This is a genomic window from Burkholderia sp. ABCPW 11, from assembly GCF_001523445.1.
Lineage (GTDB): Bacteria > Pseudomonadota > Gammaproteobacteria > Burkholderiales > Burkholderiaceae > Burkholderia.
The window spans coordinates 16,129-31,785 of record NZ_LOVM01000059.1; the positions used below are offsets into that span (position 1 = coordinate 16,129).

16 protein-coding genes are annotated in these 15,657 nt (G+C 66.4%); 4 read left to right on the forward strand and 12 right to left on the reverse strand.

Annotated elements, in window-relative coordinates:
• Nucleotides 1-6 precede the first annotated feature (6 nt).
• The 3 genes from WS61_RS22310 to WS61_RS22320 form a co-directional block, all read right to left on the reverse strand.
• Nucleotides 7-831: a hypothetical protein gene (locus WS61_RS22310; RefSeq protein WP_157692769.1), complete on the reverse strand. Its 825-nt coding sequence runs from the start codon at nt 829-831 to the stop codon at nt 7-9.
• Between the two features lie 173 nt (nt 832-1,004).
• Nucleotides 1,005-1,526, reverse strand: coding sequence for a DUF2867 domain-containing protein (locus WS61_RS22315; RefSeq protein WP_059503837.1), 522 nt, complete (start codon nt 1,524-1,526; stop codon nt 1,005-1,007).
• 137 nt (nt 1,527-1,663) lie between these two features.
• Nucleotides 1,664-2,245 (reverse strand): TetR/AcrR family transcriptional regulator, encoded by a 582-nt coding sequence (locus WS61_RS22320; protein WP_059503528.1) that lies wholly within the window; start codon nt 2,243-2,245, stop codon nt 1,664-1,666.
• Between the two features lie 255 nt (nt 2,246-2,500).
• Between WS61_RS22320 and WS61_RS22325 the strand changes: the two genes are divergently transcribed.
• Nucleotides 2,501-3,631 (forward strand): alpha/beta fold hydrolase, encoded by a 1,131-nt coding sequence (locus WS61_RS22325; protein ID WP_059503530.1) that lies wholly within the window; start codon nt 2,501-2,503, stop codon nt 3,629-3,631.
• Between the two features lie 158 nt (nt 3,632-3,789).
• Here the strand turns inward: WS61_RS22325 and WS61_RS22330 are convergent, their stop codons facing one another.
• The 5 genes from WS61_RS22330 to WS61_RS22350 form a co-directional block, all read right to left on the reverse strand.
• Nucleotides 3,790-4,881, reverse strand: coding sequence for a porin (locus WS61_RS22330; RefSeq protein WP_059503532.1), 1,092 nt, complete (start codon nt 4,879-4,881; stop codon nt 3,790-3,792).
• A 169-nt stretch (nt 4,882-5,050) separates the two neighbouring features.
• Complete coding sequence (locus tag WS61_RS22335; RefSeq protein WP_059503534.1) at nt 5,051-5,773, reverse strand: SDR family NAD(P)-dependent oxidoreductase; 723 nt, start codon at nt 5,771-5,773, stop codon at nt 5,051-5,053.
• Nucleotides 5,751-6,872 (reverse strand): 2,3-butanediol dehydrogenase, encoded by a 1,122-nt coding sequence (locus tag WS61_RS22340; protein ID WP_059503536.1) that lies wholly within the window; start codon nt 6,870-6,872, stop codon nt 5,751-5,753. The genes WS61_RS22335 and WS61_RS22340 overlap by 23 nt, the downstream gene beginning before the upstream one ends.
• A gap of 1 nt (nt 6,873) precedes the next feature.
• Nucleotides 6,874-8,178 (reverse strand): MFS transporter, encoded by a 1,305-nt coding sequence (locus tag WS61_RS22345; RefSeq protein ID WP_059503538.1) that lies wholly within the window; start codon nt 8,176-8,178, stop codon nt 6,874-6,876.
• 18 nt (nt 8,179-8,196) lie between these two features.
• A complete protein-coding gene (locus WS61_RS22350) occupies nt 8,197-8,730 on the reverse strand; it encodes a 2,4'-dihydroxyacetophenone dioxygenase family protein (RefSeq protein WP_059503541.1) in 534 nt (177 codons plus the stop codon).
• 177 nt (nt 8,731-8,907) lie between these two features.
• Here WS61_RS22350 and WS61_RS22355 point away from each other — a divergent pair, with 177 nt between their 5' ends.
• Entirely contained in the window at nt 8,908-9,888 is a 981-nt protein-coding gene (locus WS61_RS22355) for a helix-turn-helix domain-containing protein (protein ID WP_059503543.1), read from the forward strand.
• A 138-nt stretch (nt 9,889-10,026) separates the two neighbouring features.
• On the opposite strand, the gene WS61_RS22360 is transcribed toward WS61_RS22355, so the two are convergent.
• Entirely contained in the window at nt 10,027-10,974 is a 948-nt protein-coding gene (locus WS61_RS22360; RefSeq protein ID WP_059503544.1) for an aldo/keto reductase, read from the reverse strand.
• A gap of 325 nt (nt 10,975-11,299) precedes the next feature.
• On the opposite strand from WS61_RS22360, the gene WS61_RS22370 reads away from it, so the two are divergent.
• Nucleotides 11,300-12,283, forward strand: coding sequence for a DUF3304 domain-containing protein (locus WS61_RS22370; protein ID WP_257127329.1), 984 nt, complete (start codon nt 11,300-11,302; stop codon nt 12,281-12,283).
• Between the two features lie 106 nt (nt 12,284-12,389).
• On the opposite strand, the gene WS61_RS22375 is transcribed toward WS61_RS22370, so the two are convergent.
• Complete coding sequence (locus WS61_RS22375; RefSeq protein WP_059503546.1) at nt 12,390-13,010, reverse strand: LysE/ArgO family amino acid transporter; 621 nt, start codon at nt 13,008-13,010, stop codon at nt 12,390-12,392.
• A gap of 111 nt (nt 13,011-13,121) precedes the next feature.
• Here WS61_RS22375 and WS61_RS22380 point away from each other — a divergent pair, with 111 nt between their 5' ends.
• On the forward strand, nt 13,122-14,015 hold the full coding sequence (locus WS61_RS22380) for a LysR family transcriptional regulator ArgP (protein WP_059503548.1): 894 nt from the start codon (nt 13,122-13,124) through the stop codon (nt 14,013-14,015).
• A 46-nt stretch (nt 14,016-14,061) separates the two neighbouring features.
• On the opposite strand, the gene fnr is transcribed toward WS61_RS22380, so the two are convergent.
• Entirely contained in the window at nt 14,062-14,808 is a 747-nt protein-coding gene (fnr, locus tag WS61_RS22385) for a fumarate/nitrate reduction transcriptional regulator Fnr (protein ID WP_059503550.1), read from the reverse strand.
• Between the two features lie 103 nt (nt 14,809-14,911).
• A complete protein-coding gene (locus tag WS61_RS22390) occupies nt 14,912-15,379 on the reverse strand; it encodes a universal stress protein (RefSeq protein WP_059503552.1) in 468 nt (155 codons plus the stop codon).
• Nucleotides 15,380-15,657 lie beyond the last annotated feature (278 nt).

Consider the following 15,657-nt stretch of genomic DNA (forward strand, 5'->3'; position numbering starts at 1 on the left):
CGACCGTCATGGACGCACCATTCCCGCCGGCGGCACGGGATCGAGGCCCTGGGCCTTCAGATGCACCCATACCTTCACCTTGAAAGGATAGACCGGGCTGTCGGGCAAGGTGGCGCCCGGGATCCTGAATGTCTCGACCAGGCCGGCCGCTGCCTTGGGCGTATCGGTACGGGCGCCGAGCTCGATCAGCCGCCATACGACATCCCAGTCCGCGCCCCACGCAGCATCCACCACCATCGGCTGTCCGTCGACCTCTGCATCGATATCAGCGCCGCGCGCGTGCAGATAGGTGATCGCGTCGAGGTTGCGATCGTTGAGGAAACGTACGATCACCGGATCGCCATCCGGGCGCACCGCATTGGGATTGCCGCCGCCATCGAGCACCATCGCGAGCAGCGACGGATCGCGCCGATAGGCATTGACCGCGAGCGAAACCGCGCTGTCCCCGTCGGCATCGCGCAGGTTCGGATCGGCATGGTGCGCGATCAGCGCTGCGGCGGCCTTCTTGCGATGGATGGCGACGGCGAATTCGAGCGGCGTGACGTTGCGGGCGCCGCGCGCATTGACCGACGCCCCGCCGGCGATCGCGATCGCGACGGCGGCGGGATCGTCGGCCTCGATCGCCTGCTCCAGCGGGATGTCGGGTCCGCTGAATTGCATGTCCGCACTGCTCGCTGACACGGGGGCGCAACCGGCGACGATCGACAGCGCCAGCAGCCGCGCGCGCCATCTTGCCCCGCCGATGCGCTTCAACCGTACATCTGCCAAAACGCCTGCATCTCCGTGCGGATGCGCGTCCCTGGCGGTGATCATCTGGTCGACGGTGTTCATGAAGTCCTGGCGCTCGGCTGAAAGGCTTTTTTTCCTGGCTGGTATTGCCGATGCTTTCGTACGGTGGCGAATGGCGGCCACGCACATGGCATCGGCCACGGGTGCCTGCCGGCGGCGGCGAGCAAGCGTGTGACGATCCGCTGGAAACGGATCGCGACGCTTCGTCTTTGCCGCTACCGGTCGGGCCATCCGAGCGTCTGTGCCCGGTCGAGCGAGGCTCGCACGACGAGGCGATGGAAAGGCGCGATCACGCCGAGATAGGCGCGGCCCAGCAAACGATTGTAGAAGACGAGCGTCGTGAGTATCAGTTGCCGGGGCCGATCCTCGGCGGCAGGCTGCACGAGAACCGACACGCGGAAATCGAGATGGGCGTCGTCCTCGCCCAGAATGATCTCGTCTTCGTGCCGTTCGAACACGCGGAAAATACTGAGCCGGTCGTCCTTCGCGGCTTTCAGGTCGATCGTCGTTTTAAGGCCGAAGGGCCGGACGGCCATGTCGCGAACTCCCTGCAGCATGGCGATCCACTGGGGTTGTCCTGCAAAGATGTATCGCGCGAGAGACTCTGCGTCGTTGCAGGCCGTCGCCGGCAACTCCACCGAAAACGCGTCGACAAAATCGGCGGTACCGTACGACCGGCTCAGCCTCGAGGTCGCCGGCGGGCCGACCTGCTTGGCCTTTTTCGGTTGCTTCTGCATGCCCACTCTCCATGCATTCAAGTTGACCGGCTGCCTCGGCGCGACCCGAATGCCCGCAGTCGAGAGAATGCGTGACCTGCTCTGCTCGAGCCGAAGCAAACCGATCGTGGTGGTCCGGCAACGAGTATCGGACCGGATCACCGCTCCGGAGCGGCCCACCTTTGGACGCTGACCTCTGCCAGCGCTTCGAATACAGCCGGCGTGCGTTCCAGGCGGGCGATCGTTCGTGCGCCTTCGAGGGCGGCCACCAATGCGGCCGCGGCGGAGGATGCGCGCGCGGGAGTGAAACCGCACCCCCTGAAATGCTCGGCAATAATCGCGGTCGATTCGGCAAATCCACGCGCCACGCGTTGGGTCAGCTCGGCGTCGAGCGCGGGCAGCTCATTCGCGAGATTCTGCATCAGACATCCATACTGGAAATCGGAGGCGACCATTTCGGCCGCGAACGCGCTGAAAATTCGATGAACGAAATTCAGCGCATTGCCCGCCGTACTCGCCGAGATATCCCGTAATACAGCCATTCGCTTCGCAACATAATTGTCGATTGCTTCTTCTGCGAGTTGCGCCTTGCCCCGTGGGAAATGAAAGTAGAACGACCCTTTAGGCGCGCCGCTTTCTTCGAGTATCTGGGTCAAGCCGGTCGCAGTGTAGCCCTGGATGCGGAATAGTCGCTCTGCCGTGGCAATGGCGCGAGCGCGCGCGTCAGTCTTGCGTGTCATGCCGACAACCTACCACGTTCCGCTTGACGCCGCTATGTCGATCACCATAGTATGGTGATCGCCATATATCGGAGATGACCGATGTCCCGTAACTCGATCAAGCCATCGGCATCCCGACGAGCGATGTTGGCGATGGGCGCGGCCGGCCTGGTTGCGGCGTTACTTCGACCGGCCCGCGCAACCCCTCAGGGAGGAACTGATTTGGCCACGTCGACATATGGTGAAGGAACGCTTCCCGGCGGGGTTCGCTCACGCATGATCCATGGGGTCAACGGCCTCGATGTCCATATTCTCGAGGCCGGTTACGAAAGTCCCGGCCGGCCGCTCGCGCTGCTTCTGCACGGCTTTCCGGATCTGGCTTACGGTTGGCGACACCTTCTCCCGATCCTGGCTGACGCCGGATATCACGTCGTTGCGCCCGATCAGCGGGGTTTCGGGCGCACCACCGGTTGGGTGAACGACTATGACGCCCCGCTGGAGCCATTCGGTCTCCTGAATATGACGCGCGATGCCCTCGGACTGGTTTCGGCGTTGGGATATCGGCGCACGACGATGCTCGTCGGGCACGACCTCGGCTCGCCGGTCGCGGCCTATTGCGCGCTGGCGCGACCGGACGTCTTTCCGTCGGTCGTGCTGATGAGCGCACCGTTCCCCGGTCCGCCGGCCCTTCCGTTCAACACCGCGCAAAGCGACGCACCGTCGGCTCATCCGAACACCGAGAACCAGAAGTTGGCGGCCGCGCTGGCATCGCTCGACCCGCCGCGGGAGTATTACCAGCAATACCTGAGCACACGGCAGGCGAACGACGACATGTGGCACCCGCCTCAAGGCCTGCACGCCTTTCTTCGTGCGTTCTTCCATGTCAAGAGCGCGGACTGGCCGGGAAACCAGCCGTATCCGTTGAAGGCGCGGACCGCCACGGAGTTTGCACGAATGCCCACCTATTACGTCATGGATCTCGGCAAGACGATGCCCCAGACCGTCGCGCCATTCCAGCCGTCCGCCGCCGAGGTCCGGGCCTGCAAATGGCTCACCGAACCGGAACTCGCGGTGTACACGGCGGAGTATGGCCGCACGGGATTTCAAGGCGCCCTGCAGGCTTATCGCGTCTTTTCCGATCCTGATCTGAACGCCGAGTTGCGCCTGTTTTCGGGCAAGACGATCGATGTCCCATCGCTCTTTATTGGCGGAAAGAGCGATTGGGGTACTTATTCGGCACCGGGCGCGCTCGAATTGATGAGGACGAAGGCGACGACGAGAATGAGTCGCATCGAGCTGATCGACGGCGCCGGGCACTGGATTCAGCAGGAGCAACCGGGTCGGCTCGGCGAGCTGCTGTTCGCCTTCGCCAAGGAGGTCGATGCGGCGGAGCGTGCCGGCGATTAGTTCGGGAGCGGCCGCCGTCATGGCATCGGCTTCCGGCCCCGCGGCCTTCGATCGCCGAGTGAAACGTGAAGGACGACGGACGAATGCAGCGGCCGAACCGGCGGCGCGCATTCGTCGTCTGCCGCGCGGATGCCGGAACGCCGGCGGCCCGCGCCGGATCAGAACCGCGTACTGAATCCGATCCGCGCGATCGACTGCAATGCGCCGCTCGATGCACCGTTCGCGTCCATCACGCCGTTGATCTGCGCGTGGCTGCCGCGGCTTGCGCGTTGATGCACGCCCGCGACGTACACCATCGTGCGCTTGGACAGCCAGTACTGCACGGCAGCGAGCAACTGGTGCGCGTGCGCGTTGTCGAGCGTGTCGTTGCCTTTCATGTACGTGTAGCTCGCGCCGATCACCCATATCGGGGATGGCCGCCACGCGGCACCGGCTTCCGCCGACCACGCGCCCGCGCCATTCTGCGCGTTGTGCACGCTCGTGAAGAGCGCCTTCCCGGTGACCGTGCCGACCGTGTAGTGCACGCCCACGCCCCAGTTGCGCACGCTGGTGGGCGGCAGTCCGCCGGCCGCGCCGTATTTCTGGTTCGTATAGGCGGCGCCCGCGCCGAACGGGCCGTTGTCGTAGCTGGCACCCGCGCTGACCGTGTTGTTCGCGCCGATCGATCCCGCGATGTTGCCGAAGCCGTACAGCGCGCCGACGGTCAGGCCCGACAGCGACGGGCTCGTGTACTTGACCGAATTCGCGACGCGATTGCTGCCGGCGACGCGGTCCCAATCGAACGCGCCGGTCGGGTTGTTCGGCAGCGCGAGCCGGTCGAACGGCCCGTTGCGAAAGCCGTACAGGCCGACGAGGTCCTGCGCGATCTCGTTGCCGCCGGCAGCCAGCGAATCGACCATGAACTCGTACTGGTTGCCGAGTGTCAGCGTGCCGTATCGGTCGTTCTGCAACCCGACATAGGCCGTGCGCGCGAACAGCCCGCCGCCGATGATCGAGCCGTTGCCGAGCGAATACTGGTTGACGAGCCGGAAGATCGCACGCGTGCCCGCGCCGAGATCCTCCTTGCCTTCGAAGCCGAGCAGGTTCGGAAAGAAGATGTTGTCGTCGAATTTCGCGGCGCCGTGGCCGCCTTGATTGCCGACGTAGCTGATGCCGGCATCCATCAGCCCGAACATCGTCACGCCGCTCTGGGCGAGCGCGGCGGCCGGAAGCGTGCAGGCCGCGAGTGCCAGAAAGGTCTTTTTCGTCATCTCCAGATGCTCCTCACATGGTCCGATCGAGTCGGACATTTTTTGTCGGACTACTGATTGATATGAAGGAACCAGAGCCGGGCGCCCCGGTTCGGCGACAGTCGAAGAGCGCCGCGCAACGTGCATCGGCAGGTTGCTTCGATCCGCCGATGCGCCGCGCGCGGGCGCGCTAGACCGTCGAATACCCGCCGTCCACCGGTACGATCGCGCCGGTGACGAACGACGCGGCGGGCGAGCACAGGAACAGGATGACTTCCGCGACTTCGTCGGCCGTGCCCCAGCGCCCGAGCGGCGTGCGCTCGAGGATGCGGCGCGACGCCTGCGTGTCGGCCATCAGAGCGCTGCTGAGCGGCGTGTCGATCCAGCCGGGTGCGACCGCGTTCACGCGGATGCCGCGATCGGCCCACGCTTGCGCGAGCGAGCGCGTGAGTTGCGCGATGCCGCCCTTGCTCGCGCTGTATGCGGGCCGGTCCTTGCTGCCGAAGTACGTGTACATCGACGCGATATTGACGATGCTGCCGCCGTTCGCCGCCAGCGCGGGCCGCGCGGCGTCGGATGCGCGCATGACCGACGTCAGGTTCACGTTCAGCACGTGCTCGAACTGGTCCAACCGGTACTCGTCCGCGTGGCGGCTGATGCCGACGCCATTGACGAGCACGTCGAGCAGCGGCAGCGCGGCGATCGTGCGCGTCAGGGCGGCGCCGTCGGCCACGTCGAGTTCGACGCAGCGGATGCCGGCATGCACGGGTGCATGCGGGCCGGCCGCGTCGAGCCCCAGCGCGACGACCGATGCGCCGGCCTGGGCGAAGCGCAGCGCGGTGCGTGCGCCGATGCCCGATGTGCCGCCCGTCACGACGACCGACTGCCCGTCAAACGCCCACTGACGATTCATGCTCGACACTCCCGGTGGTGGAGGCGCGACGGGCCGGCCGCTGCGCGGGTGAAACGAGGATCTTGATCTGTGTGCGGTCGGCGAGCAGTGCGTCGAAGCCGTCGGCGACGGCATTCTCGAGCGAGACGGTGCGCGTGACGATCGACGTGAGGTCGAGCGCGCCCGACGCGACGATGCGCAGGAGGTCTTCGTACGCATGCCGATAGCCGACGCTCGCGGTGAAGGTCAGCTCGTCGTTGACTGCGCGAAACGCGTCGAAACCCGCGTGCGGCATCAGGCCGACCATCACGACGCGACCGCCCTTGCGCAGTGCCCGCATCGCCGATTCGAACGTGGCCTGCAATCCGGCCGCTTCGAAACTCGTATCGACGCCGAGCCCGCCCGTGGCCGCGCGAATCGCGTCCTGCAAGGCGGACGCATCGAGTCCGCGCGCATCGAACGCATGCGTTGCACCGAAGCGGGTGGCGGCCGCGAGCCGTTCGGGCGACACGTCGACGGCGACGATTGTCGTCGCGCCCTGCAGCTTCGCGAGCATGATCAGCAGCAGGCCGATCGGCCCGAGCCCGAACACCGCGCAGGTCTCGCCGAGGCGCAGCTCGCCGCGCCGCAGCGCGTGCAGCGCCACGGCGGCCGGCTCCATCACCGCGGCCTGTTCGAGGCTCACGCCGTCGGGCAGACGGTGCAGCATGTAGGCCGGCACGACCGCGAAGTCGGCCATCCCGCCGTCGCCCATCAGTCCGGCAAAGCCCATCGACACGCACAGGTTGTACGAACCCGAGCGGCAATACGCGCACTGGCTGCAGCGATACTCGGGCTCGACCGCGACGCGGTCGCCCGTGCGCAGCGTCGTCACGCCTTCGCCGATTTCGACGACGGTGCCGCAGAACTCGTGGCCGAGCGTCAGCGGCGCGGTGCGGCGCGACAGCGGATGCGGCGTGTCGACCGGAATCGCGTGCGGGCCGTCCGCATATTCGTGCAGGTCGCTGCCGCAGATGCCGCAATACGCGACCGCGATGCGCACGTCGCCGGGGCCGACGCGCGGCGTGTCGATTTCCACGAGACGGACGTCGCGCGGGCCATGCCATTGAAGTGCGCGCATGTCAGCGTCCTCCGAGGTTCTGCGCATCGAGGCGGCCGGCGGCGGCGCCTGCGAGCGCGCGCTTGCGCAGCACGGCCGGCGCGGTTTCGACGAGGCCGAACGACAGCACGCACGCGAGGATCGCGCCGGCGGACGACGTCCACATCGCGAACTGCAGGCCGTACCTGTCCGCCGCGAAGCCGGCGACGGTGGGCGCGACGAAGCCGCCGATCAGCTCGCCGGCGCCCATGATCAACCCGAGCGCGCTCGCAATTGCGTGCGGCGGCACCGTTTCGGCCGGGATCGTCGCCATGAACAGCGTGAAGCAGCCGAGGCCCGTGTACGTGACGAACACGAGCGCGCCGAGCACCCAGACCGAGCCGACGTGGATCAGCGCGACCGGGCACACGGCCGCGATCAGCGCGAACACGATCATCGTCGGCTTGCGGCCGATCCGGTCGGAGATTGCCGGCACCGCGAAGCCCCAGAACACCCACGCGGCGCCGAGGCAGGTCATCACGACGCCCATGTCGGACGGCGACAGACGGCGGCTTTCCACGAGGAACACCGGCGCGAACGAGATGATCACGACGAACCACGTGAGGAAGAAGCAACTGATCAGCACGCACAGCAGGATGTTGCGTTCCTTCAGCAGCGCCCAGCGGCTGACCGCCGCGCCGCCGGCGGCCGGTGCCGCGGCGATATCCGCCTGCGCGTTGCGCACGCCGCCCGGCGGTACTTCGCGCACCCAGCGCCAGATGCAGAACGCGATCAGGAAGCCCGGAATGCACGACACGTAGAACGCCTCGCGCCAGCCGTATGCGGTGGCGATGCCGATCACGACTGGCGGGCCAATCATCGCGCCGAGCAGGCCGGCGGCCGAGCCTTGCAGCAGGCCCATGTTCAGCCCGCGGCGAGTCGGCGTCGAACTCTCGACCATCAGCGATTGCGACAACGGCAGCACGGGGCCTTCGGCGATGCCCATCAGCGCGCGAAACGCGATCAGGCTCGCGAAGCCGCCGACGAGGCCCGACAGCGCCGAGCACACGGAAAAGCCGAGCACGGCCGCGATCAGCAGTGGCTTGCGCGTGCCGCGCGCGTCGGACCATGCGCCGGTGGCGGCGCCCGACAGCGCCCACGTGAGCGCCAGCGCGGACGACACCATGCCGAGCTGCGTGTTCGTCAGGTGCAGCTCGGCCGACATGAACGGAAACAGGAACGACAGCGCGAGGCGGTCGAAGAACACGAAGCCGAACGTCATGAACAGGATCAGCAGCAGCCTGTTCTCGTACGTCCATGCGGGGCGGGAGGAGGACGGGGAAATCATCGCGAGCCTCGCCGTGCGTCAGCGGAACAGCTTCTCGATCGCTTGCGCGCCGAGGCCGACCTTCTCGTAATGCGTCTTGCACATCGCGATGTACGAATGCACGTCGAAGTAGCCGTCGGGATTGCCGGCGTCGTCGAGCCAGATCAGCGGACCCTTGACGATGAAGAACGCGCGCATCGGCTCGGGGTGATCGAACGCGACGAGCGTGTGGCCTTCGCCCGGCGTCTCGTACACGAAATCGCCGCGCGTCGCGGTCCATTCGTGTTCGAGGTAGCCCCATTTCCCCGACAGCGTGTACGCGAACACCTCGTGCGGGTGATAGTGCCGGTTCACGAGCCCGGCTTCCTTCGCCATCAGGATGTCGCACCATTTGTTCTGCGACGGCGAGATCCACAGCGGCCGCGACGAAACCGTTTCGGTGAACGGAACGTAATAGCGTTCGTCATCGGTGGCCGCGTTCGGGATGTAGGCTTCGGGCAGCGCATCGGGCTTGAACGGATTGGCAATCGCCGGGATGTTTTGCCAGAATTCGGATACGGCTTTGTCGACCACGGTGTGTCTCCTGGTGTATGGGTGTCGTGGGCTCGACTTTAGCCAGCCGGTGCGCGCCGCTCTTGACTGGGCTGGACGAATTGCTTGACCGCGCCGGACATTGCATCGCACCAAAAACCAGACGGACCATCCCCCAATCCGTGCCGCTGCGCACGACAGGCGCCAGCAGGAGGCGACGTGACGAATTCGACCGTTTTTTCCCGCACGCGAGGCTCGACGGCCGACGTGCCGGCGCGCGACAGGATGGCGTACTGGGATGCGTTCAACGCGGCGACGCTGGTCGGCCTGCGCTGCTCGTCGCTGTCGCCGGCCGGGCTCGACGTCGAGAAGACCGACATCGCGCTGCCGGGCCTCGGCATTGCCGACATCAGCGGGCAGGATCACGTGATCGAGCGCAGCCCCGCGCTGGTGCGCCAGTTGCCGAAGGAGTCGCTGTTCGCGTGCCAGATCGTGAGCGGGCGCGCGTATTTCATCCAGCGCGATCGATGCCTGCTGGCGGAAGCCGGCGATGTCGTCGTCTACGACACGCGCGTGCCGTATCTGTTCGGATTCCTGACGCCGATGCGGCAACTGCTGATCGATATCCCGATCGCGACATTCGACGATCGGCTCGATGCGGAACTCGCCGCGCTGCCGCTGCGGATCGCGCCGAAGCCGGGCGCGGGCGCGATGCTCGGCGCGACGTTGCGCGCGAGCGTCGAGCGATTCATGAAGACGCCGGTCGAGCGCGACGCCGCGCGGTTCGCCGAGCACACGCGCACGCTGATCGCGGAGCTCATCGACGCCGAAGTGAACGGTGCGGGCGCGTCGCGCGCGTCGCTGTCGTATCTGCTGACCGCGAAGCAGTACATCGCGACGCATCTCGGCGAGCCGGAACTTGCGCCGCAGGCCGTCGCCGATGCGGTCGGGCTGTCGCTGCGGCATCTGGGCCGCCTCTTCGCGGCCGAAGGCGAGTCGATCACGCAGCACATCTGGTCGGAACGGCTGTCGCACGCGCATCGTGAGCTGACGGATGCGCGGCTGCGCAAGACGCGCATCGGCGAGATCGCGTTTCGCTGGGGGTTTTCGAGCCAGGCGCACTTCAGCCGCGCGATCCGCGAGCGCTACGGCGCGTCGCCGATGGCGCTGCGCGATGCGGTGCGTGCGGCCGCGGAGTGATGCCGGTTTTCCGAGGGTTCGGCGGCGCGGTCGACGCAAGCGGCCGTGCGAGTCAAGACGTCCGCGCGGCCGCGGGGTAAGCGCTGTCGGTTGACTTCGACGAAGACGACGGCAGCCTGCCTGCCGTCGCCACGGACTTCAGGGCGCGCTGGCTTCGTCGATCCGGCGGATGTCGTCCTGATCGAGCGTGACGCGGATCGCTTCGCCGAGCAGGGCGAGCTGCGCGAGCGACGTCGCGCTCGCGATCGGCGCGGTGATCGTCGGCCGTGCGATCTGCCACGCGAGCGCGATCGCGGCCGGCTGCGTGCCGTGCTTCTCAGACACGGCGTCGAGCGCGGCGAGGATGCGCAGGCCGCGTTCGTTCAGATAGCCGGCGACGCGATCGCCGCGCACGCTCTTCTTCAGGTCGGCCTCGCTGCGGTACTTGCCCGACAGGAACCCGCTCGCGAGCGCGTAGTAGTTGACGACGCCGAGCTTCAGGTCGCGCACGACCGGCTCGAGATCGCGTTCGTAGTCGGCGCGATCGAGCAGGTTGTATTCGGGCTGGATGACCTGGTAGGCGGGCAGCCCGTCGCGCACGCTGATCGCGGCGGCCTCGCGCAGGCGTGCGCCGCTGTAGTTCGACGCGCCGATGATGCGCACCTTGCCCGCGTCGATCAGCGTCTGATATGCGCCGAGCGTTTCTTCGAGCGGAGCCGTGTCGGCGAGATCGCGGTGCGAGAAATACAGGTCGATGTAGTCGGTCTGCAGCCGGCGCAGCGAATCGTCGACGGCCTTCAGGATGTTGTCTTTCGACAGCCCCGCGCGCGCGTCGAGCAGGCCGACCTTGGTCGCGATCACGACCTGCTCGCGCTTGCCCGAGCGCTTCAGCCACTTGCCGATGATCGTTTCCGATTCGCCGCCGTGGTTGCCGGGAACCCAGGCCGAATAGACGTCGGCCGTGTCGATGAAATTGATGCCGGTGTCGGCGAGCGCGTCGAGCAACGCGAACGATGCGTTTTCGTCGACGGTCCAGCCGAAGACGTTGCCGCCGAACGCGAGCGGCGAAACCTGGATGCTGGAGGTGCCTAGGGTGCGATGTGCCATGTTCTGCTCCGATATCTGCGGGTGACGGGGTGGGACTGCGCGACGTGAAGCCGGTCGCGTTGAGACGGCGAAGTGCGTGGCGAGGTTCCGCCGGCGTCGCTCCAACCTGCAGGTTTTGCGCTCGCGTGCCGGTATGACGGACGACGCGACGTGATCATGGCGGCGAGAGCCGTTCGAGCGCCGGTCCGGGCTCACTCAAGTTATTGTATTTATTGCCGATTTTCGTGAAGGATTCGGGAAATGACGCAGCGCGCAAGAGGACGATCTGCTCGCCGCCTGCTATCCGTACACGTTGCTCGAGCGGCTGCGTGCCGACAAGCCCGCGATGCTCGCGTCGTTGCCGGCCACGCAGCATGACGGCTTCGTGCGCGATCAACTGGCACACTGCCGGGCGCACGGCACCGAAAGCGGCGTCGCTGCTGATCTATTGCGAACCACGGTACGGCGTGCGCTTCGACGAGGATCCGGCGATGGCGGCCGTGTTCGACGCGGCTGCGCAGGGGGAGGCATTTCCGGAGACGCTGGCGCGGGTGCCGGCGGAGGATTGGCGGCGGATGCGGGAAGCGGCCGCGTGATGGCGCCTTCGCAACGCGACTCGAATGAAATCGACTGGAAGAAAAAGAAATTCAATATGAACCGCTGCCGGATTACCTTGCTGTTCGTGATGGTTTTTTCCGTGGCTGCGTGTAGCAAGAGCGTGAACGATGCCGAAAAGGACAGTCTTGCGCCCGGCGAAGTGAATAAATGGAACGACCCGAACTACGACATCATCACCGCCGGATCTTTCAACTATACGGATTACGACATCTACGGCGTCTATCTGCTGCCGCCGGACAAGAACAGTCTCGACGATGCGGCAAGCGCCGATGGGGCAAGTGCCACGCCGCGGAGCGCGACACACTGGACAGGCGGCGGTGGGCAAAGGCCGAGCGTCGCATGGGATTTTCGATGGACCACGCCTCGCAAGTTCAAGGTGTGGTGGGAGCGTGTGGTCGACAAGCGCGCATTGGAAGCCTCGTCCCCCGATTACGACGAATACACGCATCGCGAAACCCGACCCGGGATGGCATGGTGTGAAGGCGAGATCACGATCATGCGCGCGCCCGTCAAGGGCAAGAGCGGCGGCATTGTGCTGCACTTCTTCCCCGACGGCCGGGTGGAAGGCGACATGGATTTCGGAGTCGACGGCCCGGACCCGAAGGTGACCCTTTCGAAGCGCGACACGCAGCGCAAGCTGACCGATCGCGCCTGCCTGAAGGAAATTCCCAATCCGTTCTATGGGCGCAAGAAGCCGGCCCAGTGGAATTGACGCTGGACGCCCGACAGGAACAGGAGCGTAACCGCCCTCATTCGACGCATCACCGATATCACGCCGGTCGAGGATTCGATCCGCAGGATACCGCGACGCCCCCTCCCTACCGCAACTGCACGGCCGCGAGAAACAGCACCATGCTGCCGATCGCGCCATCCAGCACGCGCCACGCGACCGCCTTGCGGAACCACGGCGCCAGCAATCGCGCGCCATAGCCGAGCCCGACGAACCACACGACGCTGGCCGTCATCGCGCCGATCGCGAACGCGAGCCGCCCGCCTTCCGGCTCGCGCGCGCCGGCCGTGCCGATCAGCAGGAACGTGTCGAGATATACGTGCGGGTTGAGCCACGTGAACGCGAGCGTCATCAGCACGATCGCGAGCGCGCTCTGCGGCGGCGGTGCGACCGCGTCGCCGCGCACGTCGAGCGTGTCGTGGCCCGGCTTGAACGCCCGGCGCAGCGCGTTGATGCCGAACCATGCGAGATACGCGAGGCCGACGTACAGCACCGCATGGATGAAGGTCGGATAGCGTTCGACGAGCACCGATGCGCCGCCGACGCCCGCGCCGATCAGGATCATGTCGGACAGCGCGCACAGCAGCACGATCTTGCCGACGTGCGAGCGCATGATGCCCTGGCGCAGCACGAACGCATTCTGCGCGCCGATGGTGACGATGAGCGACGCGCACAGTGCGGCGCCGTGGGAAAAAGCGAGCCAGTTCATGATGAGTGGACAGCCGTGGAAGCAGTAGACGAATGAATCGGGTAGCGCTAGTCTGCGAGCAGCACGGAAATAAGAGAAGCTAATTCACCTAATGCAGATTAAGGAAATCTAATGCTCGACTACGCGTTGCTCGACGCGCTCGCGGCCGTGATCCGCCACGGCTCGTTCGAGCGGGCGGCCAAGGAGCTGAATGTCACGCCGTCGGCGGTGTCGCAGCGCGTGAAGCTGCTGGAGGAGCGGGTCGGCAGCGTGCTGGTCAAGCGCGGGCAGCCGTGCGTCGCGACCACGTCGGGTGCGCTGCTGTGCCGGCATACCGAGCGCGTGCAGTTGCTGGAAGCCGAACTGAGCGGCCGGATGCCGGCGCTACCGGGCCAGATCGCGAGCGCGTGGCCGACGTTGCGCGTGGCCGTCAACGACGACAGCGTCGCGACGTGGTTCATCGACGCGGTCGGGCCGTTCTGCACGGAACGCGAGACGCTGCTCGACCTCGTGATCGACGATCAGGATTACACGGCCTCGCGCATCCGCGACGGCAGCGTGCAGGGGGCCGTGACCGCGCAGGCGGAGCCGATCCAGGGATGCCGGTCGGAGCGGCTCGGGCGAATCCGCTATCGCGCGGTGTGCGCGCCGGCGTTTTACGCGCGTTATTTCGACGCGGGGATCACGCGCGATGCGCTGCGCCGCGCGCCGTGCGTGATGTTCAATCCGAAGGACGGGTTGCAGGCGCGCTTCATCCGGCGCGTGACGCGTGCGGATCTCGATCCGCCGCAGCACTGGATACCGCACGTCGCGGGTTATTTGCGCGCATGCGAAACGGGATTGGGATGGGGGATGTGCCCGGACCGGATGGTCGATCGCCAGCTGGCGGCGGGTGAGTTGATCGACATGTCGCGCGGGCGAACCATCGACATCGATCTGTACTGGCAGAGCTGGCGTCTGTCGATCGGCTGGCTCGACGATTTCAGCGCGGCGCTGAAGGCGCGTGCCGCGCTGTTTCTCGATTGACCGACGACGCGATGCGGGCGGCGCGCGAGGCGCGCGCCGTGCGGTGTCAGAGGTGCTTCAGGCCGTCGAAGTCGACGATCTGCACGTGGCGGCCCTGCATTTCGATCAGGCCGCGCTTCTGGAATTTCGACAGCGTGCGGCTGACCGTTTCGAGCGTCATGCCGAGATAGCTGCCGATGTCTTCACGCGTCATCCGCAGGTTGAATTCCGACGGCGAGTAGCCGCGCTTCAGGTAGCGCGACGAAACGTCGAGCAGGAAAGCGGCGACGCGCTCTTCGGCGTTCAGCGAACCGAGCAGCATCGTCTGCGACGTTTCGCGCACGATCTGTTCGCTCATCAGCTTGTGCATGCGCAACTGCATCGAGCCGGCTTCCGAGCACAGCGCCTTGAGCGCGCTGTACGGAATCACGCAGACCGAGCTGTCCTCCAGCGCGACCGCGGTGCGCGGATGCGTGTCGTCGCAGATGCCGTCGAGGCCGAGCGCTTCGCCGGCGAGGTGCAGGCCCGTGACCTGTTCGCGGCCGTCGTGACGCGTCGCGACGGTTTTCAGCGACCCCGAGCGCACCGCGTACAGGTTGTCGAATGCGTCGCCTTCGCGAAACAGCGCTTCGCCGCGCTTGACCGGGCGTGCCGCGCAGATGACCGACTCGAGGCGGCTGAGCGCTTCGGGCGCCAGGCCCTGCGGCATGCACAGGTGCCGCATCGCGCACGACGAGCAGTGCGGGGCCTGGCGGGGAGCCCAGCTACCGGCATGGGGCGTGGCGGCGGGGCGGGTGGCGACGGGCGTCAGCATGATCGTTTACTCCGGCGTTGAATCGACGAAATCATTGTCCCACCGCAAGTTGCCGCTGTCGGGTGACAAAACGTCGCGACCGGCCACGCCCGCCGAACGCCGCTCAGGCGGCCGGCTCGTCCGCGTTGGCGGCCGCCGGAATCAGCAATACGGGCAGCGTCGCGTGGCGCACGCATTGTTCGGCGATGCTGCCGAGCACGAGGCGGCGGAAGCCGCGGCGGCCGTGCGTGCCGAGCACGAGCAGATCGGCACCGAACGCTTTCGCGCCGTCGAGGATCAGCGACGATACGTCGTTGAGCGACGTCGCTTCGTTCAGCCGCGTTTCGCCTTTCACGCCGGCGGCCTGCATCAGCTTCGCGAAATCCTGCGCGAGCGCGTTGCCTTGCGCGACGAGCTGATCGCGCAGCACCGACGGATCGTAGCCAGGCACGTTGTAGTAGATCGCGGCGTTCTCGACGACGTAGAACGGCTGCAGATCCGCGCCGTGCGCTTTCGCGAGCGCCAGCGCGGCATCGAACGCATGGCGGGACGTGTCGCTGCCGTCGACGGCAACCAGAATACGCTTGTACATAGTGTCTCCGAGTGGCGGGTTGAAACGAAGTCGGCCGGATGGCCGATCGGGCCGGGCAATGCGCAATGCTGCGAGGCAGAGTAAACCAACGCGCACGAACGTGCAGCGAGATGCCCGCCGTGCCGTGCGGCCTCGCCGTTCCTGTTGCTGTCGCGCATGGCCATGCGTGCGATGCATGCTGCACCGCGCGACGCGTGTCGTATGTCTAGCCGCATCGCCGGCGAAAACGCATGCGCACGCATCGACCCGGCACGGCAACCGTGCCGATGCGTCGCACG

Excerpts from the sequence above, each read along its gene's own strand:
- WS61_RS22380 (WP_059503548.1), top strand. The coding sequence starts at position 13,122 with ATGCTCGACTACGCGTTGCTCGACGCGCTCGCGGCCGTGATCCGCCAC.
- WS61_RS22325 (WP_059503530.1), top strand. The coding sequence starts at position 2,501 with ATGATCCATGGGGTCAACGGCCTCGATGTCCATATTCTCGAGGCCGGT.
- WS61_RS22390 (WP_059503552.1), bottom strand. The coding sequence starts at position 15,379 with ATGTACAAGCGTATTCTGGTTGCCGTCGACGGCAGCGACACGTCCCGC.
- WS61_RS22335 (WP_059503534.1), bottom strand. The coding sequence starts at position 5,773 with ATGAATCGTCAGTGGGCGTTTGACGGGCAGTCGGTCGTCGTGACGGGC.
- WS61_RS22370 (WP_257127329.1), top strand. The coding sequence starts at position 11,300 with ATGCTCGCGTCGTTGCCGGCCACGCAGCATGACGGCTTCGTGCGCGAT.
- WS61_RS22315 (WP_059503837.1), bottom strand. The coding sequence starts at position 1,526 with ATGCAGAAGCAACCGAAAAAGGCCAAGCAGGTCGGCCCGCCGGCGACC.
- WS61_RS22330 (WP_059503532.1), bottom strand. The coding sequence starts at position 4,881 with ATGACGAAAAAGACCTTTCTGGCACTCGCGGCCTGCACGCTTCCGGCC.
- WS61_RS22360 (WP_059503544.1), bottom strand. The coding sequence starts at position 10,974 with ATGGCACATCGCACCCTAGGCACCTCCAGCATCCAGGTTTCGCCGCTC.
- WS61_RS22320 (WP_059503528.1), bottom strand. The coding sequence starts at position 2,245 with ATGACACGCAAGACTGACGCGCGCGCTCGCGCCATTGCCACGGCAGAG.
- WS61_RS22310 (WP_157692769.1), bottom strand. The coding sequence starts at position 831 with ATGAACACCGTCGACCAGATGATCACCGCCAGGGACGCGCATCCGCAC.
- fnr (WP_059503550.1), bottom strand. The coding sequence starts at position 14,808 with ATGCTGACGCCCGTCGCCACCCGCCCCGCCGCCACGCCCCATGCCGGT.
- WS61_RS22375 (WP_059503546.1), bottom strand. The coding sequence starts at position 13,010 with ATGAACTGGCTCGCTTTTTCCCACGGCGCCGCACTGTGCGCGTCGCTC.
- WS61_RS22345 (WP_059503538.1), bottom strand. The coding sequence starts at position 8,178 with ATGATTTCCCCGTCCTCCTCCCGCCCCGCATGGACGTACGAGAACAGG.
- WS61_RS22340 (WP_059503536.1), bottom strand. The coding sequence starts at position 6,872 with ATGCGCGCACTTCAATGGCATGGCCCGCGCGACGTCCGTCTCGTGGAA.